Here is a 14,462-nt window from a genome sequence, read left to right as displayed (position 1 = left end):
ACAGGCTCCTGAAAAGGAGTGTTTTTTTCATGTCCAGGTCGCTTTTAACCAACGAAACCAGTGAACTTGATTTGCTGGATCAACGTCCATTTGACCAGACCGACTTCGATATTCTGAAATCCTACGAAGCGGTAGTGGACGGGTTAGCGATGCTCATTGGTTCCCACTGCGAAATCGTATTGCATTCCCTGCAAGATCTTAAGTGTTCCGCTATCCGCATTGCGAATGGTGAGCACACTGGCCGTAAAATTGGTTCGCCAATCACCGACCTTGCATTGCGTATGTTGCATGACATGACCGGCGCGGACAGCAGCGTCTCAAAATGCTATTTCACCCGCGCCAAAAGCGGCGTGCTGATGAAATCAGAAACTATCGCGATTCGAAACCGCGAACACCGGGTAATCGGTTTGCTGTGCATCAACATGAACCTTGATGTGCCATTCTCGCAAATCATGAGCACCTTCATCCCGCCAGAAACGCCGGACGTGGGCTCATCGGTGAACTTTGCCTCTTCTGTTGAGGATCTCGTGACACAGACGCTGGAGTTCACCATTGAAGAGGTGAATGCCGATCGCAACGTATCCAACAACGCCAAGAATCGTCAGATCGTCCTGAACCTCTATGAGAAAGGGATTTTTGATATCAAAGATGCCATCAACCAGGTGGCCGATCGCCTGAATATCTCCAAACACACGGTTTACCTCTATATTCGCCAGTTCAAAAGCGGCGACTTCCTGGGGCAAGACAAGTAATGCGTTTTGCGTTAATGGTGACGGGCCCGGCGTACGGTACCCAGCAGGCCAGCAGCGCGCTACAGTTTGCCCATGCGCTGCTTGATGCCGGTCATGAACTGGCAAGCGTCTTCTTCTATCGTGAAGGGGTCTATAACGCGAACCAGTTTACGTCCCCGGCGAGCGATGAGTTTGACCTTGTGCGCGCCTGGCAAAAATTAAACGAAACGCAGGGCGTCGACCTGCATATCTGCGTCGCGGCGGCACTGCGTCGCGGCGTGACGGATGCGACTGAAGCCGAACGCCTTGGTCTGGCAGGGGCTAACCTGCAACCGGGCTTTTCGCTCAGCGGATTAGGCGCATTAGCACAGGCGGCGTTGACCTGCGACAGAGTGGTGCAATTTTGATGAAGCGCGTAGCGTTTGTTTTTACTTCTGCCCCGCATGGCAGCGCTTCAGGCCGGGAAGGGCTGGATGCATTGCTCGCGACCTCGGCTTTAACCGAAGATATTGGCGTCTTCTTTTTAGGCGATGGCGTATTCCAGCTTCTGGCAGGCCAACAACCGCAGGCTATTCTTGCGCGCGACTACATTGCGACCTTTAAAGTTCTGCCGCTCTATGACATTGAAACCTTCTATGTGTGCGCCGACTCGCTGGCCGCTCGTGGGTTAAATGAGAAAATACCGTTGGTGCTGGACGTGACGATCCTGACATCTTCTGCGCTGCGCGAACAACTTTCTCACTACGATACCGTTCTGACTTTCTGAGGCTATCATGCTCCATACCCTGAGCCGTTCACCGTGGCAATGCGATATCGACACGTTACTGAGCATGCTGCGCGAAGGCGATGATCTGCTGCTGATTCAGGATGGCGTGCTCGCGGCGCTTGATGGCAGCCGTTTTGTTGAAATCCTCGCTAATGCCCCCATAACAGTCTCTGCGCTTAAAGAAGATCTGGATGCGCGGGGTCTTTCTGGTCAAATTTCAGCCAAAATTGACGTGGTTGGCTATACTGATTTCGTCAATCTTACTGTGACGCACGCCAGTCAAATGAACTGGTGATTTGAGATCGCTGTATATTTCTTGACACCTTTTCGACGTAGCCCTAAAATTTCGCGTCCTCATATTGTATGAGGTCGTTTTATTACGTGTTTACGAAGCAAAAGCTAAAACCAGGAGCTATTTAATGGCAACAGTTAACCAGCTGGTACGCAAACCACGTGCACGCAAAGTTGCAAAAAGCAACGTGCCTGCGCTGGAAGCCTGCCCGCAGAAACGTGGCGTATGTACTCGTGTATATACCACCACTCCTAAAAAACCAAACTCCGCACTGCGTAAAGTATGCCGTGTGCGTTTGACTAACGGTTTCGAAGTGACTTCCTACATCGGTGGTGAAGGTCACAACCTTCAGGAGCACTCCGTGATCCTGATCCGTGGCGGTCGTGTTAAAGACCTTCCGGGTGTTCGTTACCACACCGTTCGTGGTGCGCTGGACTGCTCAGGTGTTAAAGACCGTAAGCAGGCTCGCTCCAAGTACGGCGTGAAGCGTCCTAAGGCTTAATGGTTCTCCGTTAAGTAAGGCCAAACTGATTTATCTTAATGTCAAACTAAACTCGTAGAGTTTTGGACAATCCTGAATTAACAACGGAGTAATCCCATGCCACGTCGTCGCGTCATTGGTCAGCGTAAAATTCTTCCAGATCCGAAATTCGGATCAGAACTGCTGGCAAAATTTGTAAATATCCTGATGGTAGATGGTAAAAAATCTACTGCAGAAGCAATCGTATACAGCGCGCTGGAGACCCTGGCTCAGCGTTCTGGTAAAAATGAACTGGAAGCTTTCGAAGTCGCTCTCGACAACGTGCGCCCGACTGTAGAAGTTAAGTCTCGCCGCGTTGGTGGTTCTACTTATCAGGTTCCAGTTGAAGTTCGTCCGGTTCGTCGTAATGCTCTGGCAATGCGTTGGATCGTTGAAGCTGCTCGTAAACGCGGTGATAAATCCATGGCTCTGCGTCTGGCGAACGAACTTTCTGATGCTGCAGAAAACAAAGGTACTGCAGTTAAGAAACGTGAAGACGTTCACCGTATGGCAGAAGCCAACAAGGCGTTCGCACACTACCGTTGGTAATCCCTTCGGAGTCGTAGTCACCAGGCGGGCGCTTCAGAGAAGCCGCCCGCTCTGGGTAACTTAACTGAACGCCTAAAGATATAAACGAGGAATCAAATGGCTCGTACAACACCCATCGCACGCTACCGTAACATCGGTATCAGTGCGCACATCGACGCCGGTAAAACCACTACTACCGAACGTATTCTGTTCTACACCGGTGTAAACCATAAAATCGGTGAAGTTCATGACGGCGCAGCCACCATGGACTGGATGGAACAGGAGCAGGAGCGTGGTATTACTATCACCTCCGCAGCGACTACTGCTTTCTGGTCAGGTATGGCTAAGCAGTACGAACCGCATCGCGTAAACATCATCGACACCCCAGGGCACGTTGACTTCACCATCGAAGTAGAACGTTCCATGCGTGTTCTTGACGGCGCGGTAATGGTTTATTGCGCAGTTGGTGGTGTTCAGCCACAGTCTGAAACCGTATGGCGTCAGGCTAACAAATATAAAGTTCCACGCATCGCGTTCGTTAACAAAATGGACCGTATGGGTGCTAACTTCCTGAAAGTTGTTGGCCAGATCAAAACCCGTCTGGGCGCGAACCCTGTTCCGCTTCAGTTGGCAATTGGTGCTGAAGAAGGCTTCACCGGTGTTATCGACCTGGTGAAAATGAAAGCCATCAACTGGAACGAAGCAGATGCGGGCGTTACCTTCGAATACGAAGATATCCCGGCAGAGATGCAGGACCTGGCTGACGAATGGCACCAGAACCTGATCGAATCCGCAGCAGAAGCTTCTGAAGAGCTGATGGAGAAATACCTGGGTGGTGAAGAACTGACTGAGCAAGAGATCAAATCTGCTCTGCGTCAGCGTGTTCTGAACAACGAAATCATCCTCGTAACCTGTGGTTCTGCGTTCAAGAACAAAGGTGTTCAGGCAATGCTGGATGCGGTAGTTGACTACCTGCCATCCCCGGTTGACGTTCCTGCGATCAACGGCATCCTGGACGACGGTAAAGATACTCCGGCTGAGCGTCACGCAAGTGATGACGAGCCGTTCTCTGCGCTGGCGTTCAAAATTGCTACCGACCCATTCGTGGGTAACCTGACCTTCTTCCGCGTTTACTCTGGTGTGGTTAACTCCGGTGACACCATCCTGAACTCCGTGAAATCGGCGCGTGAACGTTTTGGCCGTATCGTACAGATGCACGCTAACAAACGTGAAGAGATCAAAGAAGTTCGTGCGGGCGACATCGCTGCTGCTATCGGTCTGAAAGACGTGACTACTGGTGACACCCTGTGTGACCCGGATCACCCGATCATTCTGGAGCGTATGGAATTCCCTGAGCCGGTAATCTCCATCGCGGTTGAACCAAAAACCAAAGCTGACCAGGAAAAAATGGGTCTGGCTCTGGGCCGTCTGGCGAAAGAAGACCCATCATTCCGCGTATGGACTGATGAAGAATCTAACCAGACCATCATCGCTGGTATGGGTGAACTGCACCTGGACATCATCGTTGACCGTATGAAGCGTGAATTCAACGTTGAAGCGAACGTGGGTAAACCTCAGGTTGCTTACCGCGAAGCGATTCGCGCGAAAGTTACCGATGTTGAAGGTAAACACGCTAAGCAGTCTGGTGGTCGCGGTCAGTACGGTCACGTTGTGATCGACATGTACCCACTGGAGCCGGGCTCTAACCCTAAAGGTTACGAGTTCATCAACGACATCAAAGGTGGTGTAATTCCTGGCGAATACATCCCTGCCGTTGATAAAGGTATCCAGGAGCAGCTGAAAGCTGGTCCTCTGGCTGGTTACCCGGTTGTAGACATGGGTGTTCGTCTGCACTTCGGTTCTTACCACGACGTTGACTCCTCTGAACTGGCGTTTAAACTGGCTGCGTCTATTGCCTTTAAAGAAGGCTTTAAGAAAGCAAAACCAGTTCTGCTTGAGCCAATCATGAAGGTTGAAGTAGAAACTCCGGAAGAGAACACCGGTGACGTTATCGGTGACTTGAGCCGTCGTCGCGGTATGCTGCGTGGTCAGGAATCCGAAGTAACTGGCGTTAAGATCCACGCTGAAGTTCCGCTGTCTGAAATGTTCGGATATGCAACTCAGCTGCGTTCTCTGACCAAAGGTCGTGCATCATACACTATGGAATTCCTGAAGTATGATGATGCGCCGAACAACGTTGCTCAGGCCGTTATCGAAGCCCGTGGTAAGTAATCCACAGGATTAAAACCTAAGTCCCGTGCTCTCTCCGAAGGGGAGAGCACTATAGTAAGGAATATAGCCGTGTCTAAAGAAAAATTTGAACGTACAAAACCGCACGTCAACGTTGGTACTATCGGCCACGTTGACCATGGTAAAACTACCCTGACTGCTGCAATCACTACCGTACTGGCTAAAACCTACGGCGGTGCTGCTCGTGCTTTCGACCAGATCGATAACGCACCAGAAGAAAAAGCTCGTGGTATCACCATCAACACCTCTCACGTTGAGTATGACACCCCGACTCGCCACTACGCACACGTAGACTGCCCAGGCCACGCCGACTATGTTAAAAACATGATCACCGGTGCTGCGCAGATGGACGGCGCGATCCTGGTTGTTGCTGCGACTGACGGCCCTATGCCTCAGACTCGTGAGCACATCCTGCTGGGTCGTCAGGTAGGCGTTCCTTTCATCATCGTGTTCCTGAACAAATGCGACATGGTTGATGACGAAGAGCTGCTGGAACTGGTAGAGATGGAAGTTCGTGAACTGCTGTCTCAGTACGATTTCCCAGGCGACGATACCCCAATCGTTCGTGGTTCCGCGCTGAAAGCGCTGGAAGGCGAAGCAGAGTGGGAAGAGAAAATCATCGAACTGGCTGGCTACCTGGATTCTTACATCCCAGAACCAGAGCGTGCGATTGATAAGCCATTCCTGCTGCCAATCGAAGACGTATTCTCCATCTCCGGTCGTGGTACCGTTGTTACCGGTCGTGTAGAGCGCGGTATCATCAAAGTTGGTGAAGAAGTTGAAATCGTTGGTATCAAAGAGACTGCGAAGTCTACCTGTACTGGCGTTGAAATGTTCCGCAAACTGCTGGACGAAGGCCGTGCTGGTGAGAACGTTGGTGTTCTGCTGCGTGGTATCAAGCGTGAAGAAATCGAACGTGGTCAGGTTCTGGCGAAGCCAGGCTCAATCAAGCCACACACCAAGTTCGAATCTGAAGTGTACATTCTGTCCAAAGACGAAGGCGGCCGTCATACTCCGTTCTTCAAAGGCTACCGTCCACAGTTCTACTTCCGTACAACTGACGTGACCGGTACCATCGAACTGCCAGAAGGCGTAGAGATGGTAATGCCAGGCGACAACATCAAGATGGTTGTGACTCTGATCCACCCAATCGCGATGGATGACGGTCTGCGTTTCGCAATCCGTGAAGGCGGCCGTACCGTTGGCGCGGGCGTTGTTGCTAAAGTTCTGGGCTAATTAATTATCCCTGAAATAAAAAGGACGCTTCGGCGTCCTTTTTTGTTTTCTGCCGTTGGGCATTGTCATAAAAATTCGCATTTTTTGCTTTCTCCCGCCACGTATTCCGACGCCCGTGCTATTGTAATCATAACCATTCTCACTTACACTTTGCGCATATTTTGAACGGGAGTCTTTATGTACGTTTGTTTATGTAATGGTGTAAGCGACAAAAAAATTCGTCAGGCCGTTCGCCAGTTTCAACCACAATCTTTCCAGCAGCTTCGTAAGTTTGTTCCGGTGGGAAATCAATGCGGTAAATGCGTTCGCGCAGCGCGTGAGATCATGCAGGACGAACTGATGCAGATCCCGGAATTCAAAGAGATCGCGTAAGCCTCCATCTTTTTTTTGACATCCCCGTAGCCCGATCTACGCTTCAATGAGTGGAAGCGGAGGGACTATATAATGAAAGGTGATGTTAAAATCATAAGTTATCTCAATAAATTATTGGGAAATGAGCTTGTCGCAATCAATCAGTATTTTCTCCATGCAAGAATGTTCAAAAACTGGGGACTGACTCGCCTCAACGATGTTGAATACCATGAGTCCATTGATGAAATGAAACACGCCGATAAATATATTGAGCGTATTTTATTCCTCGAAGGCATTCCTAACCTACAGGATCTCGGAAAACTGGGCATCGGAGAAGATGTTGAAGAGATGCTGCGTTCTGATCTCCGGCTGGAGCTGGAGGGTGCAAAAGACCTGCGTGAAGCCATTGCCTATGCGGACAGCGTACATGACTACGTCAGCCGGGATATGATGATCCAGATCCTGGCCGATGAAGAAGGGCACATCGACTGGCTTGAGACCGAACTGGATCTCATTAGCAAAATTGGCCTACAGAACTACCTTCAGTCTCAGATCAAAGTGGAAAGTTAATCAGGCTTTCCCAGCCAACGCATAAACCCGCTGCCGCCAGAAATGGCCCAAAAGGCAGTGGGTTTTTTAATGCCTGCTTATCAGGGTTGAACAACGAGAAACCAACCAGATACAGCAGAGCCATTAACGCGGCCACTAATGCCAGTACTGGCAGTACACACCAGCCATGCCATGCTCCCAGCGCCGCAAGATATTTTATGTCGCCATACCCCATCCCTTCACGTCGGCAGATGAGTCGATATCCCCAATAGATAACGGCGAATCCGGCGTATCCTGCCGTCGCACCCACTACCGCGCTCGGCAAAAAATCAGGATGAAGACAAAGCTGGTAGAGCAGGCCCGTCCATAGCAGCGGGCAAAGGAATTTATCGGGAAGCAGCCCCGTGCGAATATCGGTGCGTACAAGCAAGGCCGATAACGCAAAATAGATCAGCAGAAAGGGGAGGGACATTAGCATAGCGAGAGCCTCAAAATGGTTTGAGCGCATACTCGTAATAATCTGCATGCCCGGCAATGTGTAAAAACACCAATTGCGCAGCGGCTTCAGACAAAGAGTTGAGAAGGGATACTTTGCATAAAAAATTGCGAGGCCTTACGCAGAGTACGACTTTGGCGCTTAATTTCTAAACGGCACTTGCGTCTTTCGCTGATTTACGTATAATGCGCGGGCTTGTCGTAATTGACGGCGGGTTCAATCTGAACCAGAGTAGCTCACTTTGTTACTCAACAATGCTCCCAATTGGGGAGCTACGTAAGAACGGTTACACTCTCCCATCAATCGTAATGGGTTTGAGGAGTAATCATTTTCGTTTATAAAATAATTGGAGCTCTGGTCTCATGCAGAACCAAAGAATCCGTATCCGCCTTAAAGCGTTTGATCATCGTCTGATCGATCAATCAACCGCGGAAATCGTCGAGACTGCTAAGCGCACTGGTGCGCAAGTCCGTGGTCCGATCCCGCTGCCGACCCGCAAAGAGCGCTTTACCGTTCTGATCTCTCCGCACGTTAACAAAGATGCGCGTGATCAGTACGAGATCCGCACTCACAAGCGTCTGGTTGACATCGTTGAGCCAACTGAGAAAACCGTTGATGCTCTGATGCGTCTGGATCTGGCTGCCGGTGTAGACGTGCAGATCAGCCTGGGTTAATCAGGTCATCGAGCGATTGAGAGGTTGATACAATGATTGGTTTAGTCGGTAAAAAAGTGGGCATGACCCGCATCTTCACTGAAGATGGCGTTTCAATCCCAGTAACCGTAATCGAAGTTGAAGCAAACCGCGTTACCCAGGTTAAAGATCTGGCTAACGATGGCTACCGCGCTGTTCAGGTGACCACTGGTGCTAAAAAAGCTAACCGTGTAACCAAACCAGAAGCGGGTCACTTCGCTAAAGCTGGCGTAGAAGCTGGCCGTGGTCTGTGGGAATTCCGTCTTGCTGAAGGCGAAGAGTTCACCGTAGGTCAGGACATTAGCGTTGAGCTGTTTGCTGACATTAAAAAAGTTGACGTAACCGGTACCTCTAAAGGTAAAGGTTTTGCTGGTACCGTTAAGCGCTGGAACTTCCGTACCCAGGACGCTACTCACGGTAACTCCTTGTCTCACCGCGTTCCGGGTTCTATCGGTCAGAACCAGACTCCGGGCAAAGTGTTCAAAGGCAAGAAAATGGCAGGTCAGCTGGGCAACGAACGTGTAACCGTTCAGAGCCTGGACGTAGTACGTGTTGACGCTGAGCGCAACCTGCTGCTGGTTAAAGGTGCGGTCCCGGGTGCAACCGGTAGCGACCTGATCGTTAAACCAGCTGTGAAGGCGTAAGGGGATAGCAATGGAATTAGTATTGAAAGACGCGCAGAGCGCGCTGACTGTTTCCGAAACTACCTTCGGTCGTGATTTCAACGAAGCGCTGGTTCACCAGGTTGTTGTTGCTTATGCAGCTGGTGCTCGTCAGGGTACTCGTGCTCAGAAGACTCGTGCTGAAGTAACTGGTTCAGGCAAAAAGCCATGGCGCCAGAAAGGTACCGGCCGTGCGCGTTCAGGTTCTATCAAGAGCCCGATCTGGCGTTCAGGTGGCGTGACCTTCGCTGCGCGTCCACAGGACCACAGTCAAAAAGTTAACAAAAAGATGTACCGCGGCGCGCTGAAAAGCATCCTGTCCGAACTGGTACGTCAGGATCGTCTGATCGTTGTCGAGAAGTTCTCTGTTGAAGCGCCTAAAACTAAGCTGCTGGCACAGAAACTGAAAGACATGGCTCTGGAAGATGTGCTGATCATCACCGGTGAGCTGGACGAGAACCTGTTCCTGGCCGCGCGTAACCTGCACAAGGTTGACGTACGCGACGCGACTGGTATCGACCCGGTTAGCCTGATCGCCTTCGACAAAGTCGTAATGACTGCTGATGCTGTTAAGCAAGTTGAGGAGATGCTGGCATGATTCGTGAAGAACGTCTGCTGAAGGTGCTGCGCGCACCGCACGTTTCTGAAAAAGCGTCTACTGCGATGGAAAAAACAAACACCATCGTTCTCAAAGTTGCTAAAGACGCGACCAAAGCAGAGATCAAAGCTGCTGTGCAGAAACTGTTTGAAGTCGAAGTCGAAGTCGTTAACACCCTGGTAGTTAAAGGGAAAGTTAAACGTCACGGACAGCGTATCGGTCGTCGTAGCGACTGGAAAAAAGCTTACGTCACCCTGAAAGAAGGCCAGAACCTGGACTTCGTTGGCGGCGCTGAGTAAGTCGGAGGAGTAATACAATGGCAGTTGTTAAATGTAAACCGACATCTCCGGGTCGTCGCCACGTAGTTAAAGTGGTTAACCCTGAGCTGCACAAGGGCAAACCTTTTGCTCCGTTGCTGGAAAAAAACAGCAAATCCGGTGGTCGTAACAACAATGGCCGTATCACCACTCGTCACATCGGTGGTGGCCACAAGCAGGCTTATCGTATTGTTGACTTCAAACGCAACAAAGACGGTATCCCAGCAGTTGTTGAGCGTCTTGAGTACGATCCGAACCGTTCCGCGAACATCGCGCTGGTTCTGTACAAAGATGGCGAACGCCGTTACATCCTGGCCCCTAAAGGCCTGAAAGCTGGCGACCAGATTCAGTCTGGCGTTGATGCTGCAATCAAAGCAGGCAACACCCTGCCGATGCGCAATATCCCGGTTGGTTCTACCGTTCATAACGTAGAAATGAAACCAGGTAAAGGCGGTCAGCTGGCGCGTTCCGCGGGTACTTACGTTCAGATCGTTGCGCGTGACGGTGCTTATGTCACCCTGCGTCTGCGTTCTGGTGAAATGCGTAAAGTCGAAGCAGACTGCCGCGCTACTCTGGGCGAAGTTGGCAATGCTGAGCATATGCTGCGCGTTCTGGGTAAAGCTGGTGCTGCACGCTGGCGTGGTGTTCGTCCTACCGTTCGCGGTACTGCGATGAACCCAGTCGATCACCCACATGGTGGTGGTGAAGGTCGTAACTTTGGTAAGCACCCGGTAACTCCGTGGGGCGTTCAGACCAAAGGTAAGAAGACCCGCAGCAACAAGCGTACTGATAAATTTATCGTACGTCGCCGTAGCAAATAATTTTAGAGGATAAGCCATGCCACGTTCTCTCAAGAAAGGTCCTTTTATTGACCTGCACTTGCTGAAGAAGGTAGAGAAAGCGGTGGAAAGCGGAGACAAGAAGCCCCTGCGCACTTGGTCCCGTCGTTCAACGATCTTTCCTAACATGATCGGTTTGACCATCGCTGTCCATAATGGTCGTCAGCACGTTCCAGTCTTTGTTACCGACGAAATGGTTGGTCACAAACTGGGTGAATTCGCACCGACTCGTACTTATCGCGGCCACGCTGCTGATAAAAAAGCGAAGAAGAAATAAGGTAGGAGGAAGAGATGGAAACTTTAGCTCAACATCGCCATGCTCGTTCTTCTGCACAGAAGGTTCGCCTTGTTGCTGACCTGATTCGCGGTAAGAAAGTGTCGCAGGCCCTGGACATCCTGACCTATACCAACAAGAAAGCTGCGGTATTGGTCAAGAAAGTACTGGAATCTGCCATTGCTAACGCTGAACACAACGATGGCGCTGACATCGACGATCTGAAAGTCGCGAAAATTTTCGTAGATGAAGGCCCAAGCATGAAGCGCATTATGCCGCGTGCGAAAGGTCGTGCAGATCGCATCCTGAAGCGCACCAGCCACATTACTGTGGTTGTGTCCGATCGCTGAGACTCTGGAGACTAGCAATGGGTCAGAAAGTACATCCTAATGGTATTCGCCTGGGTATTGTAAAACCATGGAACTCTACCTGGTTTGCGAACACCAAAGAATTCGCTGACAACCTGGACAGCGATTTTAAAGTACGTCAGTACCTGACTAAGGAACTGGCTAAAGCGTCTGTATCTCGTATCGTTATCGAGCGTCCAGCTAAGAGCATCCGTGTGACTATTCACACTGCTCGCCCTGGCATCGTTATCGGTAAGAAAGGCGAAGACGTAGAAAAACTGCGCAAGGTCGTAGCGGATATCGCTGGCGTTCCTGCACAGATCAATATCGCTGAAGTTCGTAAGCCTGAACTGGACGCTAAATTGGTTGCTGACAGCATCACTTCTCAGCTGGAACGTCGTGTTATGTTCCGTCGTGCTATGAAGCGTGCTGTACAGAACGCAATGCGTCTGGGCGCTAAGGGTATCAAAGTTGAAGTTAGCGGCCGTCTGGGCGGCGCGGAAATCGCACGTACCGAATGGTACCGCGAAGGTCGCGTACCGCTGCACACTCTGCGTGCTGACATTGACTACAACACCTCTGAAGCGCACACCACTTACGGTGTAATCGGCGTTAAGGTATGGATCTTCAAAGGTGAGATCCTGGGTGGTATGGCTGCTGTTGAACAACCGGAAAAACCGGCTGCTCAACCTAAAAAGCAGCAGCGTAAAGGCCGTAAATAAGGAGCGTCGCTGATGTTACAACCAAAGCGTACAAAATTCCGTAAAGTGCACAAAGGCCGCAACCGTGGTCTGGCGCAGGGTACGGATGTTAGCTTCGGCACTTTCGGTCTGAAAGCTGTTGGCCGTGGTCGTCTGACTGCACGTCAGATCGAAGCAGCACGTCGTGCAATGACCCGTGCAGTTAAGCGTCAAGGTAAGATCTGGATCCGTGTATTCCCGGACAAACCGATCACCGAGAAGCCACTGGAAGTTCGTATGGGTAAAGGTAAAGGTAACGTGGAGTACTGGGTTGCCTTGATCCAACCGGGCAAAGTCCTTTATGAAATGGACGGTGTTCCGGAAGAGCTGGCCCGTGAAGCCTTCGGCCTGGCAGCAGCGAAACTGCCTATCAAAACCACCTTTGTAACTAAGACGGTGATGTAATGAAAGCAAAAGAGCTGCGTGAAAAAAGCGTTGAAGAGCTGAACGCTGAGCTGCTGAACCTGCTGCGTGAGCAGTTCAACCTGCGTATGCAGGCTGCAAGTGGCCAGCTGCAACAGACTCACCTGCTGAAGCAAGTGCGTCGCAATGTTGCGCGCGTTAAGACTTTACTGACTCAGAAGGCGGGTGCGTAATGACCGATAAAATCCGTACTCTGCAAGGTCGTGTTGTTAGCGATAAAATGGAGAAATCCATTGTTGTAGCTATCGAACGTTTTGTGAAACACCCGATCTACGGTAAATTCATCAAGCGTACGACCAAACTGCACGTACATGACGAGAACAACGAATGTGGTATCGGCGACAAGGTTGAAATCCGTGAATGCCGTCCACTGTCCAAGACTAAGTCCTGGACGCTGGTTCGCGTTGTAGAGAAAGCGGTTCTGTAATAGAGTACGCATTCTCAATACGAATAAACGGCTCAGCAATGAGCCGTTTATTTTTTCTACCCATATTGCAGAAGCGGTGTTATAATGCCGCGCCCTCGATATGGGGCTTTTTAACGGCTCTGATTTTAGAGTCTCAGGTAGTAGTTGACATTAGCGGAGCACTAAAATGATCCAAGAACAGACTATGCTGAACGTCGCCGACAACTCCGGTGCACGTCGCGTAATGTGTATCAAGGTTCTGGGTGGCTCGCACCGTCGCTACGCAGGCGTAGGCGACATCATCAAGATCACCATCAAGGAAGCAATTCCACGTGGTAAGGTCAAAAAAGGTGATGTGCTGAAGGCGGTAGTGGTGCGCACCAAGAAGGGTGTTCGTCGCCCTGACGGTTCTGTCATTCGCTTCGATGGTAATGCATGCGTTATTTTAAACAATAACAGCGAGCAGCCTATCGGCACGCGTATCTTTGGGCCGGTAACTCGTGAACTTCGTACTGAGAAGTTCATGAAAATTATCTCTCTGGCACCAGAAGTACTCTAAGGAGCGAATCATGGCAGCGAAAATCCGTCGTGATGACGAAGTTATCGTGTTAACCGGTAAAGATAAAGGTAAACGCGGTAAAGTAAAAAATGTTCTGTCTTCCGGCAAACTAGTCGTTGAAGGTATCAACCTGGTTAAGAAACATCAGAAGCCGGTTCCGGCCCTGAACCAACCAGGCGGCATCGTTGAAAAAGAAGCTGCTATTCAGGTTTCTAACGTTGCAATCTTCAATGCGGCTACCGGTAAGGCTGACCGTGTAGGCTTTAGATTCGAAGACGGCAAAAAAGTCCGTTTCTTCAAGTCTAACAGCGAAACTATCAAGTAATTTGGAGTAGTACGATGGCGAAACTGCATGATTACTACAAAGACGAAGTAGTTAACAAACTCATGACTGAGTTTAGCTACAATTCTGTCATGCAAGTCCCTCGGGTCGAGAAGATCACCCTGAACATGGGTGTTGGTGAAGCGATCGCTGACAAGAAACTGCTGGATAACGCAGCAGCTGACCTGACAGCAATCTCCGGTCAAAAACCGCTGATCACCAAAGCACGCAAATCTGTTGCAGGCTTCAAAATCCGTCAGGGCTATCCGATCGGCTGTAAAGTAACTCTGCGTGGCGAACGCATGTGGGAGTTCCTTGAGCGCCTGATCACTATTGCTGTTCCACGTATCCGTGACTTCCGTGGCTTGTCCGCTAAGTCTTTCGACGGTCGTGGTAACTACAGCATGGGTGTCCGTGAGCAGATCATCTTCCCAGAAATCGACTACGATAAAGTCGACCGCGTGCGTGGTTTGGATATTACCATTACCACTACTGCGAAATCTGATGAAGAAGGCCGTGCTCTGCTGGCTGCCTTTGACTTCCCGTTCCGCAAGTAAGGTAGGG

25 protein-coding genes are annotated in these 14,462 nt (G+C 50.5%); 24 read left to right on the top strand and 1 reads right to left on the bottom strand.

From position 1 onward, the window contains the following. Positions 1 to 29 precede the first annotated feature (29 nt). The 10 genes from ACQG11_RS07150 (at position 30) to bfr (ending at position 7,244) form a co-directional block, all read left to right on the top strand. Positions 30 to 752, top strand: a complete 723-nt coding sequence (locus tag ACQG11_RS07150; protein WP_003861697.1) for a helix-turn-helix transcriptional regulator — start codon at positions 30 to 32, stop codon at positions 750 to 752. Beyond that, positions 752 to 1,138: a sulfurtransferase complex subunit TusD gene (tusD, locus tag ACQG11_RS07145; protein WP_003861699.1), complete on the top strand. Its 387-nt coding sequence runs from the start codon at positions 752 to 754 to the stop codon at positions 1,136 to 1,138. Before ACQG11_RS07150 ends, tusD begins: the two co-directional genes overlap by 1 nt. Beyond that, positions 1,138 to 1,497, top strand: a complete 360-nt coding sequence (gene tusC, locus ACQG11_RS07140) for a sulfurtransferase complex subunit TusC (protein WP_426728269.1) — start codon at positions 1,138 to 1,140, stop codon at positions 1,495 to 1,497. The genes tusD and tusC overlap by 1 nt, the downstream gene beginning before the upstream one ends. A gap of 7 nt (positions 1,498 to 1,504) precedes the next feature. Next, positions 1,505 to 1,792, top strand: a complete 288-nt coding sequence (tusB, locus tag ACQG11_RS07135) for a sulfurtransferase complex subunit TusB (protein WP_022649592.1) — start codon at positions 1,505 to 1,507, stop codon at positions 1,790 to 1,792. A gap of 124 nt (positions 1,793 to 1,916) precedes the next feature. Then, the gene (rpsL, locus tag ACQG11_RS07130; protein WP_000246815.1) at positions 1,917 to 2,291 is read left to right on the top strand and encodes a 30S ribosomal protein S12; all 375 of its coding nucleotides are present in this window, start codon (positions 1,917 to 1,919) and stop codon (positions 2,289 to 2,291) included. 96 nt (positions 2,292 to 2,387) lie between these two features. Beyond that, a complete protein-coding gene (gene rpsG / locus ACQG11_RS07125; RefSeq protein ID WP_003861706.1) occupies positions 2,388 to 2,858 on the top strand; it encodes a 30S ribosomal protein S7 in 471 nt (156 codons plus the stop codon). 96 nt (positions 2,859 to 2,954) lie between these two features. Beyond that, the gene (gene fusA / locus ACQG11_RS07120) at positions 2,955 to 5,069 is read left to right on the top strand and encodes an elongation factor G (RefSeq protein WP_022649591.1); all 2,115 of its coding nucleotides are present in this window, start codon (positions 2,955 to 2,957) and stop codon (positions 5,067 to 5,069) included. Positions 5,070 to 5,138: 69 nt separating this feature from the next. Further along, positions 5,139 to 6,323, top strand: a complete 1,185-nt coding sequence (tuf, locus tag ACQG11_RS07115) for an elongation factor Tu (protein ID WP_017693880.1) — start codon at positions 5,139 to 5,141, stop codon at positions 6,321 to 6,323. Between the two features lie 177 nt (positions 6,324 to 6,500). Continuing rightward, positions 6,501 to 6,695 (top strand): bacterioferritin-associated ferredoxin, encoded by a 195-nt coding sequence (gene bfd / locus ACQG11_RS07110; RefSeq protein ID WP_003863268.1) that lies wholly within the window; start codon positions 6,501 to 6,503, stop codon positions 6,693 to 6,695. A gap of 72 nt (positions 6,696 to 6,767) precedes the next feature. Next, a complete protein-coding gene (bfr, locus tag ACQG11_RS07105) occupies positions 6,768 to 7,244 on the top strand; it encodes a bacterioferritin (RefSeq protein WP_003863270.1) in 477 nt (158 codons plus the stop codon). Here the strand turns inward: bfr and ACQG11_RS07100 are convergent. Continuing rightward, positions 7,228 to 7,701, bottom strand: coding sequence for a prepilin peptidase (locus ACQG11_RS07100; RefSeq protein ID WP_048966381.1), 474 nt, complete (start codon positions 7,699 to 7,701; stop codon positions 7,228 to 7,230). The two genes, bfr and ACQG11_RS07100, sit on opposite strands and share 17 nt — an antisense overlap. Positions 7,702 to 8,081: 380 nt before the next feature. Between ACQG11_RS07100 and rpsJ the strand changes: the two genes are divergently transcribed. From rpsJ to rplE, 14 genes are all read left to right on the top strand, one after another. After that, the gene (gene rpsJ, locus ACQG11_RS07095; protein ID WP_001181005.1) at positions 8,082 to 8,393 is read left to right on the top strand and encodes a 30S ribosomal protein S10; all 312 of its coding nucleotides are present in this window, start codon (positions 8,082 to 8,084) and stop codon (positions 8,391 to 8,393) included. A 32-nt stretch (positions 8,394 to 8,425) separates the two neighbouring features. After that, entirely contained in the window at positions 8,426 to 9,055 is a 630-nt protein-coding gene (gene rplC, locus ACQG11_RS07090; RefSeq protein WP_225303556.1) for a 50S ribosomal protein L3, read from the top strand. Positions 9,056 to 9,065: 10 nt separating this feature from the next. After that, a complete protein-coding gene (gene rplD, locus ACQG11_RS07085; RefSeq protein ID WP_000424395.1) occupies positions 9,066 to 9,671 on the top strand; it encodes a 50S ribosomal protein L4 in 606 nt (201 codons plus the stop codon). Beyond that, positions 9,668 to 9,970, top strand: a complete 303-nt coding sequence (rplW, locus tag ACQG11_RS07080) for a 50S ribosomal protein L23 (protein WP_000617546.1) — start codon at positions 9,668 to 9,670, stop codon at positions 9,968 to 9,970. The genes rplD and rplW overlap by 4 nt, the downstream gene beginning before the upstream one ends. Before the next feature lie 17 nt (positions 9,971 to 9,987). Continuing rightward, complete coding sequence (gene rplB, locus ACQG11_RS07075) at positions 9,988 to 10,809, top strand: 50S ribosomal protein L2 (protein ID WP_000301859.1); 822 nt, start codon at positions 9,988 to 9,990, stop codon at positions 10,807 to 10,809. Positions 10,810 to 10,825: 16 nt separating this feature from the next. After that, positions 10,826 to 11,104 (top strand): 30S ribosomal protein S19, encoded by a 279-nt coding sequence (gene rpsS, locus ACQG11_RS07070; protein WP_001138117.1) that lies wholly within the window; start codon positions 10,826 to 10,828, stop codon positions 11,102 to 11,104. A gap of 14 nt (positions 11,105 to 11,118) precedes the next feature. Beyond that, entirely contained in the window at positions 11,119 to 11,451 is a 333-nt protein-coding gene (gene rplV, locus ACQG11_RS07065) for a 50S ribosomal protein L22 (protein ID WP_002919773.1), read from the top strand. 17 nt (positions 11,452 to 11,468) lie between these two features. Continuing rightward, entirely contained in the window at positions 11,469 to 12,170 is a 702-nt protein-coding gene (gene rpsC / locus ACQG11_RS07060; RefSeq protein ID WP_000529945.1) for a 30S ribosomal protein S3, read from the top strand. 12 nt (positions 12,171 to 12,182) lie between these two features. Continuing rightward, entirely contained in the window at positions 12,183 to 12,593 is a 411-nt protein-coding gene (rplP, locus tag ACQG11_RS07055; protein WP_002919759.1) for a 50S ribosomal protein L16, read from the top strand. Next, positions 12,593 to 12,784 carry a 50S ribosomal protein L29 gene (gene rpmC, locus ACQG11_RS07050; RefSeq protein WP_003863282.1) on the top strand — a complete coding sequence of 64 codons (192 nt, stop codon included), beginning with the start codon at positions 12,593 to 12,595 and terminating at the stop codon, positions 12,782 to 12,784. The genes rplP and rpmC overlap by 1 nt, the downstream gene beginning before the upstream one ends. Then, a complete protein-coding gene (gene rpsQ, locus ACQG11_RS07045; protein WP_002438707.1) occupies positions 12,784 to 13,038 on the top strand; it encodes a 30S ribosomal protein S17 in 255 nt (84 codons plus the stop codon). The genes rpmC and rpsQ overlap by 1 nt, the downstream gene beginning before the upstream one ends. A 166-nt stretch (positions 13,039 to 13,204) precedes the next feature. Then, positions 13,205 to 13,576, top strand: a complete 372-nt coding sequence (rplN, locus tag ACQG11_RS07040; protein ID WP_002919748.1) for a 50S ribosomal protein L14 — start codon at positions 13,205 to 13,207, stop codon at positions 13,574 to 13,576. 10 nt (positions 13,577 to 13,586) lie between these two features. Then, entirely contained in the window at positions 13,587 to 13,901 is a 315-nt protein-coding gene (gene rplX, locus ACQG11_RS07035; protein WP_003863287.1) for a 50S ribosomal protein L24, read from the top strand. Positions 13,902 to 13,915: 14 nt separating this feature from the next. Next, complete coding sequence (rplE, locus tag ACQG11_RS07030; protein WP_022649589.1) at positions 13,916 to 14,455, top strand: 50S ribosomal protein L5; 540 nt, start codon at positions 13,916 to 13,918, stop codon at positions 14,453 to 14,455. Positions 14,456 to 14,462 lie beyond the last annotated feature (7 nt).

Origin of the sequence: Enterobacter cloacae complex sp. 372C4, from assembly GCF_050030615.1 — a bacterium.
In the GTDB taxonomy this organism is placed as follows: domain Bacteria; phylum Pseudomonadota; class Gammaproteobacteria; order Enterobacterales; family Enterobacteriaceae; genus Enterobacter; species Enterobacter intestinihominis.
The sequence above is the reverse complement of the archived record's forward strand: the minus strand, read 5'-3'. Positions and strand labels throughout refer to the sequence as shown.

Coding starts and splice junctions, on each gene's coding strand:
- fusA (WP_022649591.1), top strand. CDS start 2,955: ATGGCTCGTACAACACCCATCGCACGCTACCGTAACATCGGTATCAGT.
- rplP (WP_002919759.1), top strand. CDS start 12,183: ATGTTACAACCAAAGCGTACAAAATTCCGTAAAGTGCACAAAGGCCGC.
- ACQG11_RS07150 (WP_003861697.1), top strand. CDS start 30: ATGTCCAGGTCGCTTTTAACCAACGAAACCAGTGAACTTGATTTGCTG.
- rplB (WP_000301859.1), top strand. CDS start 9,988: ATGGCAGTTGTTAAATGTAAACCGACATCTCCGGGTCGTCGCCACGTA.
- rpsG (WP_003861706.1), top strand. CDS start 2,388: ATGCCACGTCGTCGCGTCATTGGTCAGCGTAAAATTCTTCCAGATCCG.
- bfr (WP_003863270.1), top strand. CDS start 6,768: ATGAAAGGTGATGTTAAAATCATAAGTTATCTCAATAAATTATTGGGA.
- rpsL (WP_000246815.1), top strand. CDS start 1,917: ATGGCAACAGTTAACCAGCTGGTACGCAAACCACGTGCACGCAAAGTT.
- ACQG11_RS07100 (WP_048966381.1), bottom strand. CDS start 7,701: ATGCTAATGTCCCTCCCCTTTCTGCTGATCTATTTTGCGTTATCGGCC.
- rplX (WP_003863287.1), top strand. CDS start 13,587: ATGGCAGCGAAAATCCGTCGTGATGACGAAGTTATCGTGTTAACCGGT.
- rpsJ (WP_001181005.1), top strand. CDS start 8,082: ATGCAGAACCAAAGAATCCGTATCCGCCTTAAAGCGTTTGATCATCGT.
- rpsS (WP_001138117.1), top strand. CDS start 10,826: ATGCCACGTTCTCTCAAGAAAGGTCCTTTTATTGACCTGCACTTGCTG.
- rplC (WP_225303556.1), top strand. CDS start 8,426: ATGATTGGTTTAGTCGGTAAAAAAGTGGGCATGACCCGCATCTTCACT.
- rplW (WP_000617546.1), top strand. CDS start 9,668: ATGATTCGTGAAGAACGTCTGCTGAAGGTGCTGCGCGCACCGCACGTT.
- rplV (WP_002919773.1), top strand. CDS start 11,119: ATGGAAACTTTAGCTCAACATCGCCATGCTCGTTCTTCTGCACAGAAG.
- rplN (WP_002919748.1), top strand. CDS start 13,205: ATGATCCAAGAACAGACTATGCTGAACGTCGCCGACAACTCCGGTGCA.
- tusC (WP_426728269.1), top strand. CDS start 1,138: ATGAAGCGCGTAGCGTTTGTTTTTACTTCTGCCCCGCATGGCAGCGCT.
- rpsC (WP_000529945.1), top strand. CDS start 11,469: ATGGGTCAGAAAGTACATCCTAATGGTATTCGCCTGGGTATTGTAAAA.
- rpmC (WP_003863282.1), top strand. CDS start 12,593: ATGAAAGCAAAAGAGCTGCGTGAAAAAAGCGTTGAAGAGCTGAACGCT.
- rpsQ (WP_002438707.1), top strand. CDS start 12,784: ATGACCGATAAAATCCGTACTCTGCAAGGTCGTGTTGTTAGCGATAAA.
- rplD (WP_000424395.1), top strand. CDS start 9,066: ATGGAATTAGTATTGAAAGACGCGCAGAGCGCGCTGACTGTTTCCGAA.
- tusD (WP_003861699.1), top strand. CDS start 752: ATGCGTTTTGCGTTAATGGTGACGGGCCCGGCGTACGGTACCCAGCAG.
- bfd (WP_003863268.1), top strand. CDS start 6,501: ATGTACGTTTGTTTATGTAATGGTGTAAGCGACAAAAAAATTCGTCAG.
- rplE (WP_022649589.1), top strand. CDS start 13,916: ATGGCGAAACTGCATGATTACTACAAAGACGAAGTAGTTAACAAACTC.
- tusB (WP_022649592.1), top strand. CDS start 1,505: ATGCTCCATACCCTGAGCCGTTCACCGTGGCAATGCGATATCGACACG.